This window comes from Sphingobacterium sp. E70, assembly GCF_019285695.1.
Taxonomy (GTDB): domain Bacteria; phylum Bacteroidota; class Bacteroidia; order Sphingobacteriales; family Sphingobacteriaceae; genus Sphingobacterium; species Sphingobacterium detergens.
In genome coordinates this window covers 958,520-978,768 of record NZ_CP079104.1, presented here as the reverse complement: position 1 = coordinate 978,768, position 20,249 = coordinate 958,520, and the positions used below count along the sequence as shown (strand labels likewise).

Genomic DNA, 20,249 nt, shown 5'->3' with positions numbered 1-20,249 from the left:
TGAAAAAGATATTCAAGACCATAAACTTTACAATTTTAGCATCTTCATTGCTGTTCATGGGGAGCTGTAAAGACTTTTTGATGCCAATACCTCTGTCGATACCGAAGAGGGGACGGCTTTATCCAGTGCAGGGCAGTTACAAATGGTGCTGACTTCTGCTTACCGACAACTATATTTTAATGATCAAGGTGCAGACCGTGTTTATGCGGGATTACCGGGATTGCAAATGTATGTGGATCTAGGTGGAGCAGATATTGTCAGCCATACCAACATGGGGGAATCAGGTTGATACGTATAAATATGAACCAGGGAGGACACAGACTACAGGCACTTCGGATGCAATTTGGTCAATGATGTATAAAATTATCAATCAGACCAATAAAATTATCCACGCTGTGCCTGCAGCACAGGGAGATGAAGCAATTAAGAATCAGATTTTAGGACAAGCTAAAGCTATTCGGGGAATCTGTTATTTTCATTTGATCCAGAACTATCAACAAACCTATATGATCGCCAAAGAAAAGAAAGGCGTGATATTACGTTTGGATCCGAAGGAAGATCTTAACTTGCCTAGGGCTACCGTACAACAGGTCTATGATCAAATCCTGGCTGATCTTGGCGAAGCGAAAGCACTGTTAAAAGGATTTGACCGCCCGGATAAATGGACGATTAATGAGGATATCGTTTCTGGGCAACTAGCGAGAGTCTATCTTGTGATGAACAATTGGCAGGGCGCCTTGACTGAAGCTTCAACAGTTTATAATAAATATAGTCAACTAATGACACGTGACCAGTACCGTAGCGGTTTTGATGATGCGATCACCAATGCCTATCCGGAAGTTGTCTGGGCAATGAAGTTTACAACAACGAATAATTTAGGGGCGGTACGCAGTTTAATTTCTGGTATAACCAAGATGAAAAATATGGTGAGGGGTATACAGATGGGCCGATTTATGCCTTCTTGGATTTCTTCGCAGATGGACAGTACGAAAAATTGTTTGAAAAGACAGAAGATCGTTACCAATTCTGGAAGCGTACGAAAAATGCAAATAAAGAATGGTCTACCAAATGGGCATACGATAAATATAAGCATTATGGTGATGCCAATGGTGCGGTCCAAGGAAACACACGACCAGAGGTTACACTGATGCGCGGTTCCGAGATGCTACTGATTATGGCAGAGGCAGCTGCCCACTTAAATAACGGAATGGGGCTTGCTTACCTTAATCGTTTACAAACAGCTAGGGGGTTAAAAATTTAACTAAAGCAGCTACGGGAAATCCTCTTTTAGAGGCAATTTACGTGGAACGGCGCAAAGAATTACTTTGTGAAGGTGTGACTGGTTTATATGACCTGCTTCGCTTACAAAAACCTTTGACGCGTATTCAGGAAACTCCTACTTATGTGGAGGGACATTATACTTGGGGAATGACCAACCTGGATGGTTATGATCCAAAGAGCTCAAACCCAATCGGGACATTACCTTCTAATGATTACCGCTTTATCTGTCAGATTCCACAGTTAGAAATGACAAGAAATACACAGTTAAAAGAAAGTGATCAAAATCCGTTTAAAGGGCAGTAATTCGAAAGCGTATTTACAATCAAAAAAGCACCCCGAGCCGGGGTGCTTTTTCATTGTAGAGATGGCCTATACAACTAGTAACTCGGGTTTTGTTGATTTGCGATAGCCGGATTCGCATTCATTTCATCTAAAGAAATTGGAAGAATCGTTTTGAAAAAGTTCGGTCTATTGTCTTAGGTCTATTGGTTGTGCTGATATTACCAAGATCATCGTCAAATGTGATCGACTTATTCCAGCGCATCATATCGAAGAATCGATGGCCTTCACCTAAGAGCTCTTTGCTTCTTTCGTCAGCTATCATATCCAAAGTAACTGTATTGGAGGTTGCGGCATCCAGTTTTGGAGATCGTTGACGAATAGCATTCAAATAGGTTGCTGCAAGGTTTTTGTCTGGAGATGGTTTCAGTAAAGCGGATTCAGCAGCGATGAGGTACACTTCTGAAAGGCGAATGACTTTGATATTTACGGCAGTACTATTTGCTGGTGAATTTTTGTCTCCGGCAAGGGTAGTGCTTCCACTATACTTGTACAAAGCGCCCAGATGTGTGCTGCCAACCTCATCAGATCCCATTACTCCCCATCTCACATCAGTGTCGTCAGTTTTAAGTTTCGTTAGGAATGGGTCTGCGGCGATAAAATTTCCCAAAATAGCCGCACTTCCATGTCCTTTCCTACGAAACATTGCCCCAAGAGAATTTACACCCGCATCGGCTTCATTGGGATAGACACCAAGTTCAAAAATTGATTCTGTACCAAACATGCTAGTCCAGGATTTTACCCAGTCAGCGTTGCTGTACAAGGTATACACTTTGGAGTCGATTATCTCCTGAGCAGCTTTTAGCGCATTGTCATAATCGTTCATGTAAAGATAGACACGTGCTTGCAATGCTTTATTCGCAAAATAGTTAATATATCCGTTTGCTTTTGATTTAGATAATAAGCTTTCAGAATCTTTAAGATCTTGGAGAATCTGCTTATAATTTTCATCGACAGAGACGCGTTTTTCCTGTGCGTTGTATTCAAGTACTTTGGTTACATTGGGAATACCCAAGGATGACTTATCCATATTATATGGCTTGCCATATAATCTCACTAGATCAAAATTAATTAATGCTCTAGCTGTTAATGCTTGTCCTTTATAGGAAGCAAAATCTTCCGTTGAACCGGCGTTGACCAGTTTATCTATACTTGCTAGGAGATTATTAATTTGTACCAGTGAGTGGAATCCTTGGATCCAAATGTTAGCATAGGGATTTGATGATGCAGAATGATTAAATACGTATAAGTAGTCGTAACCTCGTCCTTGCGAGGCGATGGTAAAGTCCCCACCTTTTGCATCCGCATAAAGTGGGAAATTTCTACCATAATAATCAACATTTGCCATTTTGCTCATTAGTCCATTCATAATAACTTTTGCATCGGCTGCAGTTTGTATAGATGTATTGGAATCTCCCATGTTTGTAGGAGTGACATCCAGAAAATTACTGCAGGAGCTAATTGCTAAAGATATAGATATGCACGAGGCGATAAAAAGCTTTTTCATATTACTGTTTTTTGTCCATTAAAAACTAAATTCAACACCAAAAGTGTATGTTTTTGCCAGTGGTGTTTCCCAACCGCGGGTACCAAATTGATTCACTTCAGGATCCATGTATTTGTACTTGGAAAGCGTGAGCAAATTACTGCCATTAAAATATAGTCTAGCATTTGAAATTCCGGCTCTACTCAATAATGTATTTGGTAATCTATAGCTTAGGGAGATATTTTTAGTCTGATATAGGAGGCGTCAAATAATTGTCTACTGCTAATCTGGTTGACATCTTCTAGATCTCTACCGGTTACCATGGGATAAGTTCCCCCTGTGTTTGATGGTGACCAAGAGTCTTCAACAAAGTATTCTGAATGGATCCGTTCCCAATAATACCCATCATCTGCGACATCTTTTGATGTAGCATCATATAGTTTGCCGCCTATCTTGTAAGCAAAGTTCAATCCCAATGAAAAGTTTTTATAGTCAATATCCGAATTTATACCACCATATAATTTGGGATTGGCATTTCCAATAATTGTCTGCTTCGCATTTTTATAATTATAAGTTGCTGCTTTCCCATTAAACATGAATTCACCTGTGGTGCCATCATTGGTATACCATACATTTTTTCCATTGGTTTGGTCCGTGCCAGCCCATTCCAGTCCAAAGAAAGACAACGCAGATTCACCTTCACGGTATACGTACCTTGCCCTATTATCTCCACCGGTAGGGTCAAACCAGACAATATCTTGTCCGCCGTATAGTTTTGTCACTTTCGATGAAATAAAAGTCGCATTAGCACTTAAAGTCCATTTCCAGTTTTCATTTTTAACAATATCCGACCCTAGTTCAATTTCTAAGCCTTTGTTGTTCATCTCACCCACATTTCTCAGTATAGACTTAAAACCCGTGATTGTAGAAATCGGAACATCCTGTAGCAGACTTTTTGAATCCCTATTGAAATATTCGAGTGTACCAAAGAGCTTGTTGTTAAATAACCCGAATTCCAAAGCGATGTTGGTCTGGTAATTTAATTCCCAGGCGACGTCCGGATTACCCAGGTTGTTTAATCCGCCTCCAGGTTGTGTCATATATTTATTGGAATAACTGGTCAAGTTTCTCCAGGCATAGTTACTTGTGGTAAAGTTCCGTTAGTTCCGTAAGAACCTCTAAATCTCAGGTTATTGATTTGTTCAATGTCCTTGATAAAAGATTCTTTTGCTAGATTCCATGAAGCTGCGACCGACCAAAAATTGCCCCATCGCGGACCAGGTCCTAACCGTGATGCACCATCCCTTCTAAAGGAAGCTGAGGCAAAATACCGTTCATCAAAATTATACTCAGCTCTGGATAAAATGGACATCATGTTGAAGCCTTCTGAATATGCGGAGGCATCCAAAATACCAGCAGTAGCGACTGTATGAAGAGATGAAGAGGGAAGATCTTTACCTGTGGCACGAATAAAATCTGTGGTGTTTTTTCAGCCTCGAAACCTGCCAATAAACTCAAATTGTGCAGACCGAAGCTTTTGTTATAATTGGCAGTTGTGGAGGAGACTAATTTCTCGATGGATGTAGAAACTTCGGTGACACGACCATTGTCTGCCATGCCATTATAATGTTTGGCACTGTAGTAAATATGGTCTTTTACCTCTGTATTATCGTAAGAGAAAATCGTTTTCAGGGTTAGCTCTGGTAGGAGCTTTAAAGTCAACGATTCTATGGCGGAAATTTTGCTCGTTTTTGATGAGTTCTCCCATTCTTTGTTGTAGTATAATGGGTTATAAGCTAGACTGCCATAGCGGGCAGTGTATTCTTTGCCTGTTTTATAATCAGTTGGCCAATACATCTGCCATAAAAGATTGCGCGTTTGATACAGGTAATTTGTTCCTGTATTTCGCGTATCGTTCATGCCAATTAATTTGTTCTTTGCGTAGTTGATATTGGATCCAAATTCTAGGTATTTTCCGATTTTCTGTGTTAAATTGACCCGTCCATTAATGCGGTCAAAATTATTTTCAATAATCCTGCTTTTATCTTGTGTATAGTTCAACGATGCATAGTAGTTTGTCTTCTCCGTTGCTCCACTGACCGATATATCGTTGGTGTTAAATATACCTGTTCTAAATAATGCTTTATTCCAATCGTAGTATTTTCCGTCGCGGTTTTCCATTCCGTCAGTTTTTCCCGAAATATGGACGTTCTCCCATTGTGATGTGCCATCGGTACTAAATTGGTAACCATGGATACCAAATCCATAGGCAGGATTTGGTTTGCCATAATTTGCAGAATTGGGATTCCATTCCAATGAATTCAGGCGGTTGAGTGTATTCTTGTTTGCTTGCTCTGCTGTCTGGCCTGATGCTATCCGAGAATCATATAGGATGCTATAGAGCATATTGATCTGGTCTTGTACAGAAGCAGTTTCATTATTTTTTGTGGCCCAGGATGGGCTTATGCCGATCGAGGATTTAACGTTGATCTTAGGCTCGCCATTTTTTCCCTTTTTGTTGTAATGATGATTACTCCATTAGCCGCCCGAGATCCATACAAAGAGGATGCAGCAGCATCTTTCAGTACGGAGATTGATTCGATGTCACTTGGATTCAATGTACTCATTACATTGTTTGTATTGACGATGTAATCGCCCATTTGCCCAACACTTCCGGAGATAACTGGGACGCCATCAATCACATATAACGGATCGTTGGACGCGTTCATTGATCCAATTCCTCGGATACGTATGGCCGAGGTAGCTCCCGCTTGACCTGATCCATTTGATAGTTGCAAACCAGCGACACGTCCAGTTAATGCTTTTTCAAAAGATGTGACCGGTTGTTTATCTATTGCATCAGATTTTACCTGTGCAGCCGAGCCTGTATAAGTGCTTTTTTGCAGTACCATAGGCAATGACGATAACCTCATCTAAGGCTTGTTCGTTGCTGACGAGTGTAATGCTGATCGTTTTCCGGCCATTAACCTGAACCTCCTGCGCATTATAGCCAACAGCAGATAGCATTAGTGTGGTATTCGAATTTGCATTGAGTGTGAATAAGCCTTGTTCGTTGGTGGATGTTCCTTGGCTGGATCCTTTAACATTTATGGTAACTCCACTGATGGGATTTCCATTGCTGTCGGTGATTTTTCCAGCAATCTGAATCTGTTGCGCGTATAGTGACTGCATCGAACTACAGGCTATGAGACACAACGTTGTGAGCACATGTTGTTTCATAAAGTGTGAATTGATTAATTTAGTTTGTTAATATCTTGGTAAAATTGGCTATTGGTTACAACTCCGATAGCGATTCAATGCAATGTTTTTCTTTAAGACAAAAAACATTGCATTGAATATAATGTTATTTTCTTAAAATTCCAATTCCAGGACGGTCCGGCAAGATGCAGTTTCCGTTGATCACTGTCATTCCGTCGTAGATATCATTATCGATCAGTAATGCCCCATCTAGATCTGCCCAGTCGGTCAATGGTGCTAATTGCGCTGCGGCGCTGATGGCACATGAGGTTTCAGTCATGCAACCGATCATTACTTTCATTTCGAGAGAACGTGCAAGTTCGGCCATTCGTTTGGCTTCACGCATGCCTGTGCATTTCATCAGTTTGATGTTGATACCACTATAAACTCCTTTTAGGGCAGGTACATCAACCAAACGTTGACAGCCCTCATCCGCAATTGTTGGTATTGGACTATGTTCAGTCAGCCAGGCATTATCATCAATCTGTTCTTTGGGCATGGGTTGTTCAAGGAAAGATACATTTCGCTCAGCTAGCCAATGAGCCATTTCCAGCGCTTCTTCCCGCGTTTTCCAACCTTGATTGACATCTGCACATAATGGACGGTCAGTGACCTGACGAATGGTGTCAATGATCATCTTATCGGTATCCAAACCCAATTTTACTTTTAGGATCTTAAATTGATCCGCTTCAGCGACCTTTTTACGGATCATATCCTCCGTATCGATGCCGATAGTGTAGGACGTCGGTGGAATAAGATCGGGGTTTAATCCCCAGATTTTATAAAACGGCTGGCCCATAATCTTACCAAGTACATCGTGCAATGCGATGTCTATGGCTGCTTTTGCTGCAGTATTTTTGTTGCTACTTGATCTATATAGTGTAAGATCTCTTCGGTTTGGAAAGGGGAGTTGAATGCTGATAGATCAATTTGATTTAAAAAAGCCATAACACTTTCCTGCGATTCACCAAGGTATGGTGGCATGCTGGCCTCACCATAACCTACAATGCCATCGTACTCCAGTTCGGTCAACACCACAGGTGTTGTACTTCGGCTGTAGGAAGCAACAGTGAAAACATGGCCTAGTGTTAACGTATATGGACGGAACCGTAATTTAAAAACCCCAAAGTCTTTGCTGATCCATTCAGATTGGTTGCTCATCTTGATTTATTTGTTGATGTAATAATTGCTTTCAGCGATTTTTTGAATTGCGCTATCTTTGGCTCCAAGGTAACGGCGGGCTGCTACCACAGTACGTGTTTGGAAGTCGTCGTAATCTGGCGAATCTTTTAGCATGCTGTTTATACGGACTAATCCTGCAGCATGAATAAAAGTACCATTGCCAATATAAAGGGCTACATGGGTTACCCGGGCGTTGGGATTACTGTTTTTACCAGCAGCAAAGAAAAGTAAATCTGCAGGTTTAAGGTTTTTGAGTGCTTTGCTCGCATCGAAATGACCCTCATTGTCTAGAATGTCTATCTTCTCGCCGGCCAGTACCTGTTGCGATGCATCTCTGGGTATAACAAAACCATTCATAAAGAAACTTGTTTTGGTAAAACCACTGCAATCGACTCCTTTAACGGATGTTCCACCCCATAAGTAAGGTAGTCCCAACATTGTTTTTGCGCTTGCGATAATATTGTCGGCCGTAGGGGTACGCGTATCCAACCAGTTTTTTAAGGTTAGACTTTCAGATTTCTTGATATATCCTTTTCGGCCATCGGGGTAAGCAATCGTATAAAAGTTGCCTTTCTGTCCTGTTAATTTTAAGATGTCGCCATAAACTAAATCCGATACCCGTAGGCTCTTCTCATCGGCTTCGGTATAGGATTTGCCAAATTCATTGGTGTAGATCAGTTTGTCCGCTTGTCTCCAGCTGTCAATTTCAGTTTTATCCATTACAGCTATTGAAGAGCTAGGTACCCATGCGATATAGCCGTCGGGTGTCCGTACACGGTATTCACCACTTTTTTTCTGCAATAAATCTACTTGTGTGCCCAGTAAGACCTGACTTGTCAATTCTGCGGCATTATTCGGATCGGTACGCATGTTGGCAACGGACAGTCTTATTACGCCGTTAGTTTTACCTTCGACACTCGCGTCAGGTAATAGTTGGATTTGGATATTAGCGGATATTTCTTTCGCTTTTTGTTCGAGTACGAACTTCGCATCTTTTCGGTTGTTTCGAGGATATATTGATTTTGTGGAATATCCGCTTTCTGAATGGCCACAATTTTCGTTCTGCGATCTGGTGCAAATTCACGTTTTACGTTTTCTTGCAATTCTTTGACTTTGAAATATGTTGTGGAATCTACCTGCTGTGCATGGCCATGACTTGTGCCAATAAGACTTGCACATGCTAAAATGGCGAATTTTAGTGTGTTTTTCATGCTGATTAGTTTGTTTCTAAAGATAGGATTAATTCACAATATAAATCAATGTTTATTGTCGATTTTTAAGTGATTGGAATATTGTGTTGCTAAAAACGAATCTTTAGGCCTAATTTTAATTAATTTGTCTATTTGCTAAAACCATTTTGTATTATTGCTTATTGATAGCGAAATCAGCTTTTTTGGTGATTCTCCTTCTGAAGATAAGTCAGGGAGCGATTGAGATCCTTTTTGGGGCCAATAGGCATGCTAAAAAAGCAGATATTCTTGTTCCCGATTTCGTTGGATTGCAAGCGTAATTGAGCGGTTTTATCATGCAATTGTTACGATAATCCAATAGGAGGTAGGAGCATCTTAGAATCATCGTTATGGAGCATTATGCTCATGAGAATCAAAAAGTAGTATATCCATGTTTGGAGGGTAGGAGGCTACTCAAATGAAACAGGGGTTAAAAGATAAATAATTTACATATGAGTTCTAGACGTAATTTTATTAAGCAAGGTTTTATGGCGGCTACGGCTATAGGTACCTTGAGTGCATTCGATACAAAAGGGTTGACGATTGCATCTAGTGTCAAGGTGAAGAAATATCCTATCGTGATATCGACATGGGATTTTGGGATAGCGGCAAATAAAGCAGCATGGGAGATCTTGTCGAAAGGTGGAAAAGCGCTTGACGCTGTCGAGCAGGGTGTACGTGTACCCGAAGCGGATTTGAAGAATATGACTGTAGGTAAAGGGGGTATCCAGATCGTGATGGACATGTGACCCTAGATGCCTGTATTATGGATGCTGATGGTAATTGTGGCGCAGTGGCTGGTATGGAAAAAATTGGTCATCCGATCTCCGTGGCCCGTCTAGTGATGGAGAAAACACCACATGTCATGCTTGTTGGTGAAGGGGCATTGCAATTTGCATTGGAAAATGGTTTTCAAGAAGAGAATTTATTGACGCCAGAAGGGGAGAAAGCGTGGAAAGAGTGGTTAAAGGAGAAGAAATACAAGCCTGTTGTTAATATTGAAAATAAAACTTTTGCTGCGGAGCGCCTACCAGGCAATCAATACAATCACGATACTATAGGTATGTTAGCCTTGGATGCCAACGGAAATATCTCCGGAGCCTGTACGACCAGCGGAATGGCATTTAAGATGCATGGCCGGGTAGGGGATAGTCCGATTATCGGAGCTGGACTCTATGTGGATAATGAAGTTGGAGGGGCTACTTCGACCGGTGTCGGTGAAGAAGTTATTCGAAATGTTGGTAGTTTTTGGTGGTTGAGTTAATGCGCCAAGGATATTCACCTGAAGATGCCTGTAAGGAAGCGGTAATGCGTATTGTGAAGAAAAAGCCCGCAATTGCCAAAGAAATACAAGTTGGATTTTTGGCGATTAACAAAAAAGGGAGTATGGAGCTTATGCATTGCAGGAGGGATTCTCTTATGCTGTTTGCGACAGCAAACAGCAAGATCTATTGATCAAAGGAAAACATTATTATTAGTAACTAGAGATATTAGTATCTAGATATTAGATTTTAGATGTGAGATTTGAGACAAAGGATCAGGGACTGGTTTAACAAGCGTCCGGATTTGATGTTCAGCTTAATCTTTGTTCTTTAATCCAGATCTTATGCTCCATAATCCTTATTATTCTTTAGTCTCTTTTAGAATACGGGTTTAGATAGAAGTATTAAATTTATTATTGATTATCTTTGTATAAGCGACGTTAGCGTGAGAACAATGAGATAACAAGTATGTCAAGGGCTTAAAAATCAAAGTCTCAATACTCAATACTAAATACAATAAAAATATGAAAGCAACATTTGGAGGTGGATGTTTTTGTGTACGGAAGTGATTTTCCAAAATACCGAGGGAGTGACATCCGTATTGCCTGGATATATGGGAGGTCATATCGATCATCCTACTTATGAACAGGTCTGTACAGGTACAACCGATCACGTAGAAGTGGTGGAGTTGGAGTATGATGATGAGTTGGTCAATTATGAGGATCTGTTGAAAATTTTCTTTAAGACTCATAATCCGACAACATTGAACCGCCAGGGTAATGATGTGGGTACGCAGTATCGTTCTGTGGTCTTTTATCACAATGAAGAACAGGAAATCTTAGCAAAAAACTTTATTGATGAGTTGGAAAACGAGGATGTCTATGAAGATCCAATTGTAACAGCGGTTGAACCGGCATCAACATTTTGGCTTGCTGAAAATTATCATCATAATTATTTTAATGATCATCCTGAGAACCCGTTCTGTTCGGTGGTCATTGCGCCGAAACTTCAAAAGTTCTTAAAGGAATTTAAAGCCTAAAAGCTTTATATAGGAGCTTTGTGTCAAGCATAGCGAATTGATAGTGGGCTGTTTATTAGAGGGGGAGGAGGATTGAAACAAGTCCTTGGTTACCTTTGAGAACTAACAGTGATCAATAACAATATAAAAGGCTCGAATATATATTCGAGCCTTTCCTTTATGCGGATTACTTATTGAAAAATGCTGTTAAAACATTTCCATTTGCCCTTTGTCATCAATTTGGATGTCGTCAGGATTAGTGATCTCTAATTTGATGTCATCTTCTTTTTATCATTGGATGCATCTGTCGCAGTTTCAGTAGTTGCAGCCTCCGCCTTTGTCTCTTCGGATTTTGTTTCTCCGTCTATAGAAGCTGCCTCCGTTTTTTCTTTCCTTTCTCACTGAGATCCTCATCTGCAGTAATTAAGGCAACAGATTTTACGGTATGGAAGGAAAGACGATTACCTTGCGCCTTTATGCCTTTGACATCAATGATTTCAGTCAATGGTTGTTCCAGCGTTTCCTCCGTTTGAGATTTACCTTTTAGAATATCTAATTTGACTGTAGGTTCAGCCGCATTGCTCATTAGAACTAGTTTTGAACCAGGTTCTTCATTGATAAACGAAATGCGTTTACCAATAGGCTGGTCATCAAATTTAAAACGTTTGACGAAATAGGTGCCGCTCTTACCATCTTGATGTACTACGGTATAAACATGTTCAGGATAGAATTTCTCAATACGGATCATTTTCTCATCAAAGTGGTTGCTAAGATCGAAGTTCGATAACTCGTAGCTACCATCAGAAAGTACAACCAATATTTTATCATCACCATCAAATTCGCCTAAATATTGGCCGCGTTCATCTGCATTTAAGCGTTTCATGATAGTGTCGTACCAAATTTTTCGTCCGGCAAGTGTTGAAATACCGGAGCTTTTGAAGGCGATTTTCTTGACTGGGTATTTGGAAACAATATTTCCTTGGGATGCACGACCTTTAATGGCAATTTCAGCGAAATCCATGTCGAAATTCAATTTGCGTAATTTCGTGTGCGGTTTGAGCTGTATATTGACAACTTCTGCCTCGCCGTTTGGATTAGCAGTGAAATACAAAACTTTTGATCCTTTAGATCCTTTGGATACGTCGTATTCCTTGTCGCGGGTAACGCCAACAACAGAAAAACGTTTGATATAACTTGTACCAGTTTCGCCTTCTTTATAGATAACGTTGTATATCGTGCGTTCGTCACCTTTTTGAAGACCGCCACATGAATAATCCCTTTACCAACAAATACTTTATCCTGAATCTTGCTGACGACATATTTGCCATCTTCGCGGAAAACAATGATATCATCTATATCTGAGCAATCGCATACGAACTCATCTTTCTTCATTCCTGAACCGATGAAACCTTCTTCACGATTGACATATAGTTTGGCATTGGCTAATGCAACTTGCGTTGCCTCAACCTTATCAAAGATGCGTAATTCTGTTTTGCGCTCACGATCTTTGCTGTATTTTTCACGCAATTTTTCATACCAGGCAATGGCATATTCGGTCAACTGACGCAAATGACGTTTAACTTCTTTGATCTCATTTTCGAGCGTCTTCATCGTTTCGTCTGATTTTTTACGTCGAAACGTGTAATGCTACTCATTGGTTTATCGATCAATTTCTTATAGTCCTCAGGAAGAATTTCACGATAAAACTGTTCAAAGAATGGCTCAAACAAGCGATTTAAAACCTGAACGACAGTATCAAAGTCACCGGCATTTTCATAATCGGCATGTTTGTACATCCCTTCTTGGATGAATATCTTTAATAAGCTATTGAAGAAGATTTTTTCCTGAAGATCATTTAAACGGATCTCTAGTTCACGCTTCAATAGATTTTTGTGTTTTTGGTGTTTTCAATCAAGATGTCATTGACACTCATAAAATGAGGCTTCTCATCCTTGATGACACAGGTGTTTGGAGAGATAGAAACCTCACAAGCTGTGAATGCGTATAGTGCATCGATCGTAACATCAGGAGATATTCCCGGTGCTAAATGCACGATGATTTCAACATTTCCAGCCGTGTTATCTTCGATTTTCTTGATTTTGATTTTACCTTTTTCATTTGCGGTGACAACACTTTCGATAAGCCCGCCAGTGGTGGTACCAAAAGGAATCTCGGTGATCGCTAAAGTCTTTATCCCGCTCCTCAATTTTAGCACGCACACGGATCTTTCCGCCACGTTGACCTTCGTTGTAGTTAGACACATCGGCCATACCACCTGTGGGAAAATCAGGAAGAATATTCGGGCGTTCGCCGTTCAGTACCTGAATTGAGCCATCAATGAGTTCAATAAAGTTGTGCGGCATAATCTTGGTCGCTAAACCTACAGCAATACCTTCTGCTCCCTGCGCCAGAAGCAAAGGGAATTTAACAGGTAAAGTGACTGGCTCACGATTACGTCCATCGTAACTCTGTTGCCATTCCGTCGTTTCGGGATTGAAGACAACTTCATTTGCAAATTTAGAAAGTCGTCCCTCAATATAACGTGGTGCCGCCGCCGAATCGCCAGTAATGGGAACCCCAGTTACCTTGACAGTCAATCAATAGATCTTTTTGTCCCAACTGTACCATGGCATCTCCAATGGACGCATCTCCATGTGGGTGATACTTCATGGTGTTACCAATAACGTTGGCGGCCTTATTATATCGTCCGTCATCCATTTCCTTTAAGGAATGGAGAATACGACGTTGTACGGGTTTCAAGCCGTCATTTATATGGGGTACAGCTCTATCCAAGATCACATAGGACGCATAATCCAAAAACCAGTTCTCGTACAGTCCAGATAAAGGTATTGTCTGACTTCCGCCCTCTGTTTTCCTGATCCTAATTCTTCTTGGTTATCTTCCGTTGGGAAGTTTGTTTCGTCACTCATTTACTCAGCAATAGATTAAATTGTACAATACAGAAATGTTCAAAATTTTATTTTATTCGAACGTGTAAAAATACAAAACCATTTTGTTTTATCCCAGTGAAACTATGAAAAGTTAAAAAAATTAGTTTTTAAAGCTAACATAATTAGTTTGATTTAGCGTCTTCGACCAGATCATACCAAAAACAACGGATATCCCAACGGTCGAAATGAAACTCTTCGGTGACCTGAAAACCCACTTTTTCCAATACATGTCTTGATCCCTCGTTTTCGGTATGGGTGATGGCATGGAGCTCGAAATGAGTCAGATGCTCACGATAATACTGCATACAGGCTAATGCCGCTTCAGTAGCATATCCTTTGCCCCAGGATTCCATCCTGAAACGATAGCCGAGGTCCAGGAATCCGATACGTCCATTTTCCAATTCATCAATATATTTAAATCCTGTCCAGCCGATCCATTGATTGCTTGATTTTTCAACGACTCCCAGTCGGCCAATACCATATTTTTCATATTGTTGCAGAATGAGAGCGATCGCTTTTTCCATATCTTCGATGGATTGAACAGGCTCTTTATTGAGAAAGGTATGTACCTCAGGCTGTGAATCCATAGCAAAAAAAAGTCCTTATCGTCCATGCTTATCGGACGGATGATTAGACGTTCGGTTTCTAATGTGGGTAGGTATTTTTCCATCTTATTTCTTTTGAGTTTTACAGGGCTTCAAAGCCAGAGTTTATCGATATCTTTTTTAATATTTTTTCCTTCATTTCTTCTTCAAAATCACCAAACTGTTCTTTTTGACAGATTTGCTGATCCGGCCTTCTTCAAGGACCAAGATCTCATCACAGGTATCCTTTAATGTCGAAAATATATGCGATGAAATCAGGATGGTTTTGTTCATGGATTTTAGGCGTAGTATAATTTCGGTTAGGATAATACTGCTTTGTAAATCTATCCCGTTAAAAGGTTCATCCAGAATGTAGAAACTGTTGTCCTGAAGCAGGGTTGCTGTCAGCGCCAGTTTCTTTTTCATCCCTGTAGAATAGGAACTTGCATACTCTTTCAACGGTAGCTCGAAGATATTTCTTTCATCGAGGTTTTTAATGCTTTTCCCACGGGCATCGGTAAGGAGGTAGATATACTCTTCACCCGTCAGTTTTGATAAGAAATACGGATCTGATGTTAGATAGCCTAGGTGGTTCTTAAGTGGTTCTAAGTTCGCATTGATCTGCCCTGAAGCTGTTTCTAAACCTGCTATACAACGAAATAAGGTTGTTTTTCCAGCACCGTTTTCGCCTACGATACCGTAGACCTTTCCGTCCTCAAAAGTAAAGGTGACCTCGTGCAAGACCTGATGCTGACCAAAGGATTTACTGATATGAATAAGCTCGATCATAAATAGTTTTTAGATTTTTGAGGGCTTTAAAGTAATAGAAAGGTAATAATGCCAATATCAGTGGATAGAAGCTGAAACATAATACCAGTGCAAAGCCCTCCGGAAAATTGATCTCTCTAGGATAAGCGACATATTTTAAGGTAATAGCAAAAGGGAGTAGGAATAGTATACCACCCAATACAATTAACGCATTAAACCATTCTGCTGAAAAAAAAAAAACGTATGTCACTATGAGCGGGAGAACAAATAAAAGGCATTGCAGTATTCCACGTCTAAATTTACCCAGGAGAAATCTGGCCGGCGTTTCTCGGCTGCTCCAAAGATAAAATACGGGTTCTGGTAGCTGATAATAGAACATAGAGGTTAGTGCTATACCTACTACGCAAAATAGAACGAGGTTGGGGTTGGTTACATAGAAACCAATTGCCGCCAGCATATACAAAACGAGAATCAGCAGATAGCTCCTTCGGAACCCGATAATAAATTCAAATGGTTTCTTTGCGAATGGGGTTGGGAGGGATTTGCCAAGAGTTTTAAAGACCAAAAGGCAAATATAACAGCTAAGGCAATGAGCGCGAGGCTATATAACCATAGCCCTCGAAATAGAAAAATAGCAAGGGTTGGCAAAATGACGATGTTATTTTCCAGTAGTCTGATCGTGTAAAAATCTTTTTTACTAAAGGTATTTTTCAGAAAATCGTTCCTATTTTTTTCGGTCAGGAGAAAGAGTAATTGGAAGTTGCTAAGCAGTAGGGCATAGCTCCCAAAAACAGGATACTGTAGCAGCAGGTAATAGGCCAGATAACAGGCTCCCAGTAACAAAAGTGGTGCAACCATTATCGGAAGGCCAGTCGCCTTAAAATGGCGTGTCAACAATTTATATTGAAGCTTTAAATAATTATTTATCATTTGCTATCTGTTTATAAATAGTCATGCAAGCGATCCTATCGTCTGCTAATTGTAATAGCTATAGATCGGATGATTTTTATTTGTGCTACTCATTGCAAAATTTTCTCGATTTATAAAAATCAATCTCATATCTTTTTTATATCTAAAACTAAGATTTTCTTTGCCAATTTAGCATATAGAGTAAAGCGATCACGAGTACGACGGCATTTGCATACATAATTTGTGGAATGCGAAGAATAACATCCGCATAATATAATCCAGCGAGGAGCGCCCCAAGACCAATTCCCGCTTCGAGTGAAATATACATGGTTGCGACCGCCTTGCCGCGATGTTCAGGGATACTCAGGTCAATAGTCCAGGCGTTAACCGCGGGAGATAATATACCGGTGCCAATACCATAGATGCTCGCTCCAATCATCATACCGATAAAGCTATCCCCAAAACCAATCACCACCAAAGCAATGGCAATAATCACTATGCCTGTGATAATAACTTTTGGCCTTCCATAGCGATCGGAGACCTTTCCCGAAACAAAGCGTATCAAGACGGATGCGATTGTAAATGCCAGGAAAAAAAGACCCTTATTTTTAAGTCCTAGGTGTTCACTCCAGTCTGGTATAAGGGTCAGGATTACACCGTATGCCGTATAGGATAGAAATGTAACTATTCCAGCCGGAAGTGCACGCCATTCAATGATATCCTTTCGGTCTATTTTCAGCATGGAAAGGTTGAATCTTTCCTTTTTGACAAGGGTTTCCTTCATATTGATGACAATGAGGATTGATAATAAAGCCATGAAGGAAGAGGAGTAAAACATGATGTTAATTCCAAAAGCGTCAAAAATTGCGCTCCCTATTGCAGGGCCTACTGCGGTGCCGACACTGAATGCAAGCCCATGCATTCCCAAGGCTTCGCCCCATCTTTTTGGGGACAAGATCCGCAACATAAGCTGAGGTGGATGTAGGCTTAAAACCGGTCGAGAAACCGTGGATCAACCGAAGAAACAGAAAGCCTGCGACGGAAGTTAAGATCGGATAAAGAAAACCACAGATAAAACAGACGATGGATCCGATGGCCATGACGGGTACACGGCCCCAGCGATCGGTCAGCTTACCGCTGAATGGTCTTGAAATTCCGGCAGTCAATGTAAATAATGCGATGATCAGCCCCTTGTATTCGGCCCCACCCAAACTACTCAGGTAATTAGGGAGCTCTGGAATAATCATATTGAAACTCGAGGAGAATAGGAGTGAGCTCAGGCAGAGTAAAATAAATTGAAGCGTATAGATGGATTTCTGTTCAGATGGCATTTTAAAACAATTGTCGTGCATGAATATTTCTTCAAGTCTGCGATACCGTGGAAGATACCTTTACTTTTTGAAGAGTAGGTCAAATGTACAGCTTTTGAAACGATTAAACTTTTTCTTTTGTTCAAAATTTTAAAATCCTTTCAATGGTAACATAAAAATAATCATGCGGAAATCCACTTGACACAAATTTGTATATTTGATCTTCACCAGCGATAGAAAACTCTTTTATTGGCTGAACATTAAGAAACCTCCAATTGGTCATATGTTAAAAGAAAAAGAAATCCAGGGGTCTATTTTGAGATTCCTGTACTAAATATGGAGCGGCAGTTCATTTTTACAGTGAGTTGTTTGCCTTTACCTTTGATCAGGAAGAATTTGATGGAATTCAGATGGCTTACTTCCCTTTTGAGGAAAAGCTGTCGGGGATTACCGGTGCGTTGGCAAAGGGGGAAATCTATCAGCCTACGCATCAGGGGGTACTGCTTTATTTGCATACTGAAGATCTGGAAGAGACCTTAAAAGGGCAGAAAAAGCTGGCGCAAGGATATTATATCCTGCCACCTTTCACAAAGATTTAGGTTTTGCAGTCGCTGAAATAGAGGATTCTGAAGGAAATCGGATCGGACTTCATCAACGTTTATAGGGTGTTTTTGGAAATAAATTCGCTAAACCAGCTGCCGCCGGACGATCTCGCTGCAAAATATTGTTGTTGCAACGGCAACATTCAGCGATTCCGCTTGGCCGATACGGGGTATGGTCACTGCTTGATCTATTAATGTTATAATTTCTTCACTTATACCATTGCCTTCATTTCCCATGACGATCAATCCTTCTGTACTCCATTCGGTCTGGTAAATGGATTGCCCATTGAGCAGTGCGCCATAGACCGGTAGATCTGTTGAAGAGATAAATTCATGCAAGTCTATATAATGAACCTGTATTCTTGCCAATGAGCCCATAGTCGCCTGCACAACTTTTGGATTATAAGCATCTACTGTGCCAATGGAGCAAATGATATGTTTGATCCCAAACCATTCCGCTGTGCGAATGATGGTTCCCAGATTACCGGGATCTTGTACATCATCAATACGATATTGTAGCAATTTCTTAGATCACTTACTTCGACCTGTTGTTGTTTCGGAAGTTTCACCAGGGCTAGAACACCCTGAGGAGATTTTAGGGTACTAATCTTTTGGAATTCAGCCTCCGTCAGTTCATGGGATTTTATATTATGCGAGATTTTACCCACTTTTGTGTTTGCGTCGTCTGTATAGAAAATCGACTCAACCTGGTAGCTCGATGAGATAAATTCCTTGACGGACTTTATGCCCTCAACGATGAATAAACCATGTTGTTTTCTATACTTTTTGTTTTGTAGAGACGTTATTAGACTGATTTGCGCTTTTGACAACATTTTTATTGATGATTAAGTACCCTCGTTTTATCGGATTTGCAAGTATAATGCTTTTGACGCTATTTTTGCATCTTGCCGATCTTCAAAATATATAGATGACGACCAAGCCCTGGTTACAAAAATACAGATTTCCGGTGTTTCACCAGCATTGAAAGAGTCTTCCGAAACCTATATATCCAATCAGATAAAACCTAATTCGAGGGTCAATCTATTTATTTACAATACCTTCAATACTACAAAAGGACGCTATAAGACCAAGAAAATTCGAAATGTAGGCGAACCACCCCATTTGCTTGACTCAGCAATGGTTGACCTTTCCGCTAATCAGATTAGACGTTTTTTGTTTACTAAGGGATATTTTAATGCCAAAGTCAATCCCGAGATTACAGTTAACAAAAAAAGAGCGCATATCAATTTTAACGTCGATGAAGGAAATGCATATCAAATTAGGAACATAGAACGGAAATTTGAAGATGGGGATGCCAAATGGTTATTTGATCGGATATCCTACCAAAAACTAAAGTCAAGCCCAATACACAATATGATGCCGCCAAATTACTGGAGGAACGGGAAAAGTTATATGTTGTTATGCGTAACAATGGGTATTATGACTACTTGAGGCAATATATGCGTGTGGGTATTGACTCTACATTGACTGGAAACTTGATCGATTTAAAAATAAATGTAGAAAATCCCAGTGATTCAACTATACATAAAAAGTATCAAATTGATAGTGTATATATGACTATTAGGAATTATGGGGCAATGTCAAAGAAACCAGCTCGCCGTATAACTGATTCTGTCAAACGACTTCTTTTTGTGGATGAAACAAATAGCTTTCGCTGGAAACCATTGGAAAGGTATATGTACCTACGATCGGGAAATTATTATTCCTTGGCTGAAGAAAATAAGTCTTATGATCGGCTTTATGAGATGAACGGTTTTCGGTCTGTGAAAGTGCAGTTTGTGAAAAAGATTCCAATAAACTCGATGTTCATTATGATTTCGTCCCGCGGCCACGAATGGGTAACCAGATCGAAGGAGAGTATACTTTTAGTTCGGGGATGAGCGGTTTTAATATCGGAAATACGTTTTCACAGCGTAATATTTTTGGTGGTTCTGAGCAATTGGAGGTGAAGTTGCGGTATGGTGTGCTATTTGATCCTCGTTTGGCAGGGGGCTTTCGAGTAAGATATTCAATAATGATTTTCAGGCGGGTGTCAATTTAGTAATTCCA

Annotated in this window: 27 protein-coding genes and 3 pseudogenes; 12 read left to right on the top strand and 18 right to left on the bottom strand. The window is 40.3% G+C overall.

Annotation, left to right across the window (positions count from 1 at the left end; all coding sequences use genetic code 11):
* The first annotated feature begins 142 nt into the window (after positions 1-142).
* The 4 genes and pseudogenes from KUH03_RS07050 to KUH03_RS07040 form a co-directional block, all read left to right on the top strand.
* Positions 143-289: a hypothetical protein gene (locus KUH03_RS07050; RefSeq protein WP_257092163.1), complete on the top strand. Its 147-nt coding sequence runs from the start codon at positions 143-145 to the stop codon at positions 287-289.
* A pseudogene (locus KUH03_RS48240) lies at positions 243-653 on the top strand (RagB/SusD family nutrient uptake outer membrane protein); the annotation flags it as partial. The gene KUH03_RS07050 and the pseudogene KUH03_RS48240, both read left to right, overlap by 47 nt.
* A 308-nt stretch (positions 654-961) precedes the next feature.
* Complete coding sequence (locus KUH03_RS48235) at positions 962-1,261, top strand: RagB/SusD family nutrient uptake outer membrane protein (protein ID WP_373564654.1); 300 nt, start codon at positions 962-964, stop codon at positions 1,259-1,261.
* A 2-nt stretch (positions 1,262-1,263) separates the two neighbouring features.
* Positions 1,264-1,584: pseudogene (locus tag KUH03_RS07040) on the top strand (hypothetical protein); the annotation flags it as partial.
* 127 nt (positions 1,585-1,711) lie between these two features.
* On the opposite strand, the gene KUH03_RS07035 reads toward KUH03_RS07040, so the two are convergent.
* The 10 genes from KUH03_RS07035 to KUH03_RS06990 all read right to left on the bottom strand — a co-directional run bounded on the left by KUH03_RS07035 (position 1,712) and on the right by KUH03_RS06990 (position 8,757).
* A complete protein-coding gene (locus KUH03_RS07035; protein ID WP_257092161.1) occupies positions 1,712-3,040 on the bottom strand; it encodes a RagB/SusD family nutrient uptake outer membrane protein in 1,329 nt (442 codons plus the stop codon).
* A gap of 296 nt (positions 3,041-3,336) precedes the next feature.
* On the bottom strand, positions 3,337-4,206 hold the full coding sequence (locus KUH03_RS07030) for a TonB-dependent receptor (protein WP_257092160.1): 870 nt from the start codon (positions 4,204-4,206) through the stop codon (positions 3,337-3,339).
* Between the two features lie 20 nt (positions 4,207-4,226).
* Positions 4,227-4,481, bottom strand: a complete 255-nt coding sequence (locus KUH03_RS07025) for a TonB-dependent receptor (RefSeq protein ID WP_257092159.1) — start codon at positions 4,479-4,481, stop codon at positions 4,227-4,229.
* The gene (locus KUH03_RS07020) at positions 4,478-5,512 is read right to left on the bottom strand and encodes a hypothetical protein (protein ID WP_257092158.1); all 1,035 of its coding nucleotides are present in this window, start codon (positions 5,510-5,512) and stop codon (positions 4,478-4,480) included. Before KUH03_RS07020 ends, KUH03_RS07025 begins: the two co-directional genes overlap by 4 nt.
* A gap of 56 nt (positions 5,513-5,568) precedes the next feature.
* Positions 5,569-6,018 (bottom strand): TonB-dependent receptor plug domain-containing protein, encoded by a 450-nt coding sequence (locus KUH03_RS07015; protein ID WP_257092157.1) that lies wholly within the window; start codon positions 6,016-6,018, stop codon positions 5,569-5,571.
* Positions 5,966-6,346 carry a carboxypeptidase-like regulatory domain-containing protein gene (locus KUH03_RS07010; RefSeq protein WP_257092156.1) on the bottom strand — a complete coding sequence of 127 codons (381 nt, stop codon included), beginning with the start codon at positions 6,344-6,346 and terminating at the stop codon, positions 5,966-5,968. Before KUH03_RS07010 ends, KUH03_RS07015 begins: the two co-directional genes overlap by 53 nt.
* 124 nt (positions 6,347-6,470) lie before the next feature.
* A complete protein-coding gene (locus tag KUH03_RS07005) occupies positions 6,471-7,193 on the bottom strand; it encodes a dipeptide epimerase (RefSeq protein ID WP_257096749.1) in 723 nt (240 codons plus the stop codon).
* Between the two features lie 2 nt (positions 7,194-7,195).
* Complete coding sequence (locus KUH03_RS07000; protein WP_257092155.1) at positions 7,196-7,525, bottom strand: hypothetical protein; 330 nt, start codon at positions 7,523-7,525, stop codon at positions 7,196-7,198.
* 6 nt (positions 7,526-7,531) lie between these two features.
* Complete coding sequence (locus KUH03_RS06995; protein ID WP_257092154.1) at positions 7,532-8,416, bottom strand: C40 family peptidase; 885 nt, start codon at positions 8,414-8,416, stop codon at positions 7,532-7,534.
* Between the two features lie 20 nt (positions 8,417-8,436).
* Positions 8,437-8,757 (bottom strand): hypothetical protein, encoded by a 321-nt coding sequence (locus KUH03_RS06990; protein ID WP_257092153.1) that lies wholly within the window; start codon positions 8,755-8,757, stop codon positions 8,437-8,439.
* A 470-nt stretch (positions 8,758-9,227) separates the two neighbouring features.
* On the opposite strand from KUH03_RS06990, the gene KUH03_RS45540 reads away from it, so the two are divergent.
* The 4 genes from KUH03_RS45540 to msrA all read left to right on the top strand — a co-directional run bounded on the left by KUH03_RS45540 (position 9,228) and on the right by msrA (position 11,076).
* Entirely contained in the window at positions 9,228-9,524 is a 297-nt protein-coding gene (locus tag KUH03_RS45540; protein WP_306429507.1) for a hypothetical protein, read from the top strand.
* A complete protein-coding gene (locus KUH03_RS06985; RefSeq protein WP_306429506.1) occupies positions 9,521-10,039 on the top strand; it encodes an isoaspartyl peptidase/L-asparaginase family protein in 519 nt (172 codons plus the stop codon). Before KUH03_RS45540 ends, KUH03_RS06985 begins: the two co-directional genes overlap by 4 nt.
* Entirely contained in the window at positions 10,039-10,230 is a 192-nt protein-coding gene (locus tag KUH03_RS06980) for a hypothetical protein (RefSeq protein WP_257092152.1), read from the top strand. The genes KUH03_RS06985 and KUH03_RS06980 overlap by 1 nt, the downstream gene beginning before the upstream one ends.
* A gap of 396 nt (positions 10,231-10,626) precedes the next feature.
* Positions 10,627-11,076: a peptide-methionine (S)-S-oxide reductase MsrA gene (msrA, locus tag KUH03_RS06975; protein ID WP_257092151.1), complete on the top strand. Its 450-nt coding sequence runs from the start codon at positions 10,627-10,629 to the stop codon at positions 11,074-11,076.
* Positions 11,077-11,262: 186 nt separating this feature from the next.
* On the opposite strand, the pseudogene KUH03_RS48230 reads toward msrA, so the two are convergent.
* The 6 genes and pseudogenes from KUH03_RS48230 to KUH03_RS45530 form a co-directional block, all read right to left on the bottom strand.
* Positions 11,263-13,941 (bottom strand): annotated as a pseudogene (locus KUH03_RS48230) (DNA gyrase/topoisomerase IV subunit A).
* Between the two features lie 187 nt (positions 13,942-14,128).
* Entirely contained in the window at positions 14,129-14,593 is a 465-nt protein-coding gene (locus KUH03_RS06950; protein WP_257092147.1) for a GNAT family N-acetyltransferase, read from the bottom strand.
* A 153-nt stretch (positions 14,594-14,746) separates the two neighbouring features.
* On the bottom strand, positions 14,747-15,379 hold the full coding sequence (locus KUH03_RS06945) for an ATP-binding cassette domain-containing protein (protein WP_257092146.1): 633 nt from the start codon (positions 15,377-15,379) through the stop codon (positions 14,747-14,749).
* Between the two features lie 450 nt (positions 15,380-15,829).
* Positions 15,830-16,288, bottom strand: coding sequence for a hypothetical protein (locus KUH03_RS06940; protein WP_257092145.1), 459 nt, complete (start codon positions 16,286-16,288; stop codon positions 15,830-15,832).
* 148 nt (positions 16,289-16,436) lie between these two features.
* Positions 16,437-17,189, bottom strand: coding sequence for an MFS transporter (locus KUH03_RS45535; RefSeq protein ID WP_306429505.1), 753 nt, complete (start codon positions 17,187-17,189; stop codon positions 16,437-16,439).
* Positions 17,125-17,598 carry an MFS transporter gene (locus tag KUH03_RS45530; protein ID WP_306429504.1) on the bottom strand — a complete coding sequence of 158 codons (474 nt, stop codon included), beginning with the start codon at positions 17,596-17,598 and terminating at the stop codon, positions 17,125-17,127. The genes KUH03_RS45535 and KUH03_RS45530 overlap by 65 nt, the downstream gene beginning before the upstream one ends.
* A 344-nt stretch (positions 17,599-17,942) precedes the next feature.
* Here KUH03_RS45530 and KUH03_RS06930 point away from each other — a divergent pair, with 344 nt between their 5' ends.
* Positions 17,943-18,176 (top strand): hypothetical protein, encoded by a 234-nt coding sequence (locus KUH03_RS06930; protein ID WP_257092144.1) that lies wholly within the window; start codon positions 17,943-17,945, stop codon positions 18,174-18,176.
* 87 nt (positions 18,177-18,263) lie between these two features.
* On the opposite strand, the gene KUH03_RS45525 is transcribed toward KUH03_RS06930, so the two are convergent.
* Together KUH03_RS45525 and KUH03_RS45520 are read right to left on the bottom strand one after the other, a co-directional pair.
* Complete coding sequence (locus tag KUH03_RS45525) at positions 18,264-18,701, bottom strand: RNA methyltransferase (protein ID WP_306429503.1); 438 nt, start codon at positions 18,699-18,701, stop codon at positions 18,264-18,266.
* Entirely contained in the window at positions 18,590-19,012 is a 423-nt protein-coding gene (locus KUH03_RS45520) for an RNA methyltransferase substrate-binding domain-containing protein (RefSeq protein WP_306429502.1), read from the bottom strand. The genes KUH03_RS45525 and KUH03_RS45520 overlap by 112 nt, the downstream gene beginning before the upstream one ends.
* A gap of 148 nt (positions 19,013-19,160) precedes the next feature.
* On the opposite strand from KUH03_RS45520, the gene KUH03_RS06920 reads away from it, so the two are divergent.
* Genes KUH03_RS06920 through KUH03_RS06910 form a run of 3 tightly spaced genes read left to right on the top strand, consistent with a single transcriptional unit; the run spans position 19,161 to position 20,241 of the window.
* Positions 19,161-19,631, top strand: a complete 471-nt coding sequence (locus tag KUH03_RS06920) for a POTRA domain-containing protein (RefSeq protein WP_257092143.1) — start codon at positions 19,161-19,163, stop codon at positions 19,629-19,631.
* Complete coding sequence (locus KUH03_RS06915; RefSeq protein ID WP_257092142.1) at positions 19,601-20,080, top strand: hypothetical protein; 480 nt, start codon at positions 19,601-19,603, stop codon at positions 20,078-20,080. Before KUH03_RS06920 ends, KUH03_RS06915 begins: the two co-directional genes overlap by 31 nt.
* Positions 20,077-20,241, top strand: a complete 165-nt coding sequence (locus KUH03_RS06910; RefSeq protein WP_257092141.1) for a hypothetical protein — start codon at positions 20,077-20,079, stop codon at positions 20,239-20,241. The genes KUH03_RS06915 and KUH03_RS06910 overlap by 4 nt, the downstream gene beginning before the upstream one ends.
* Positions 20,242-20,249 lie beyond the last annotated feature (8 nt).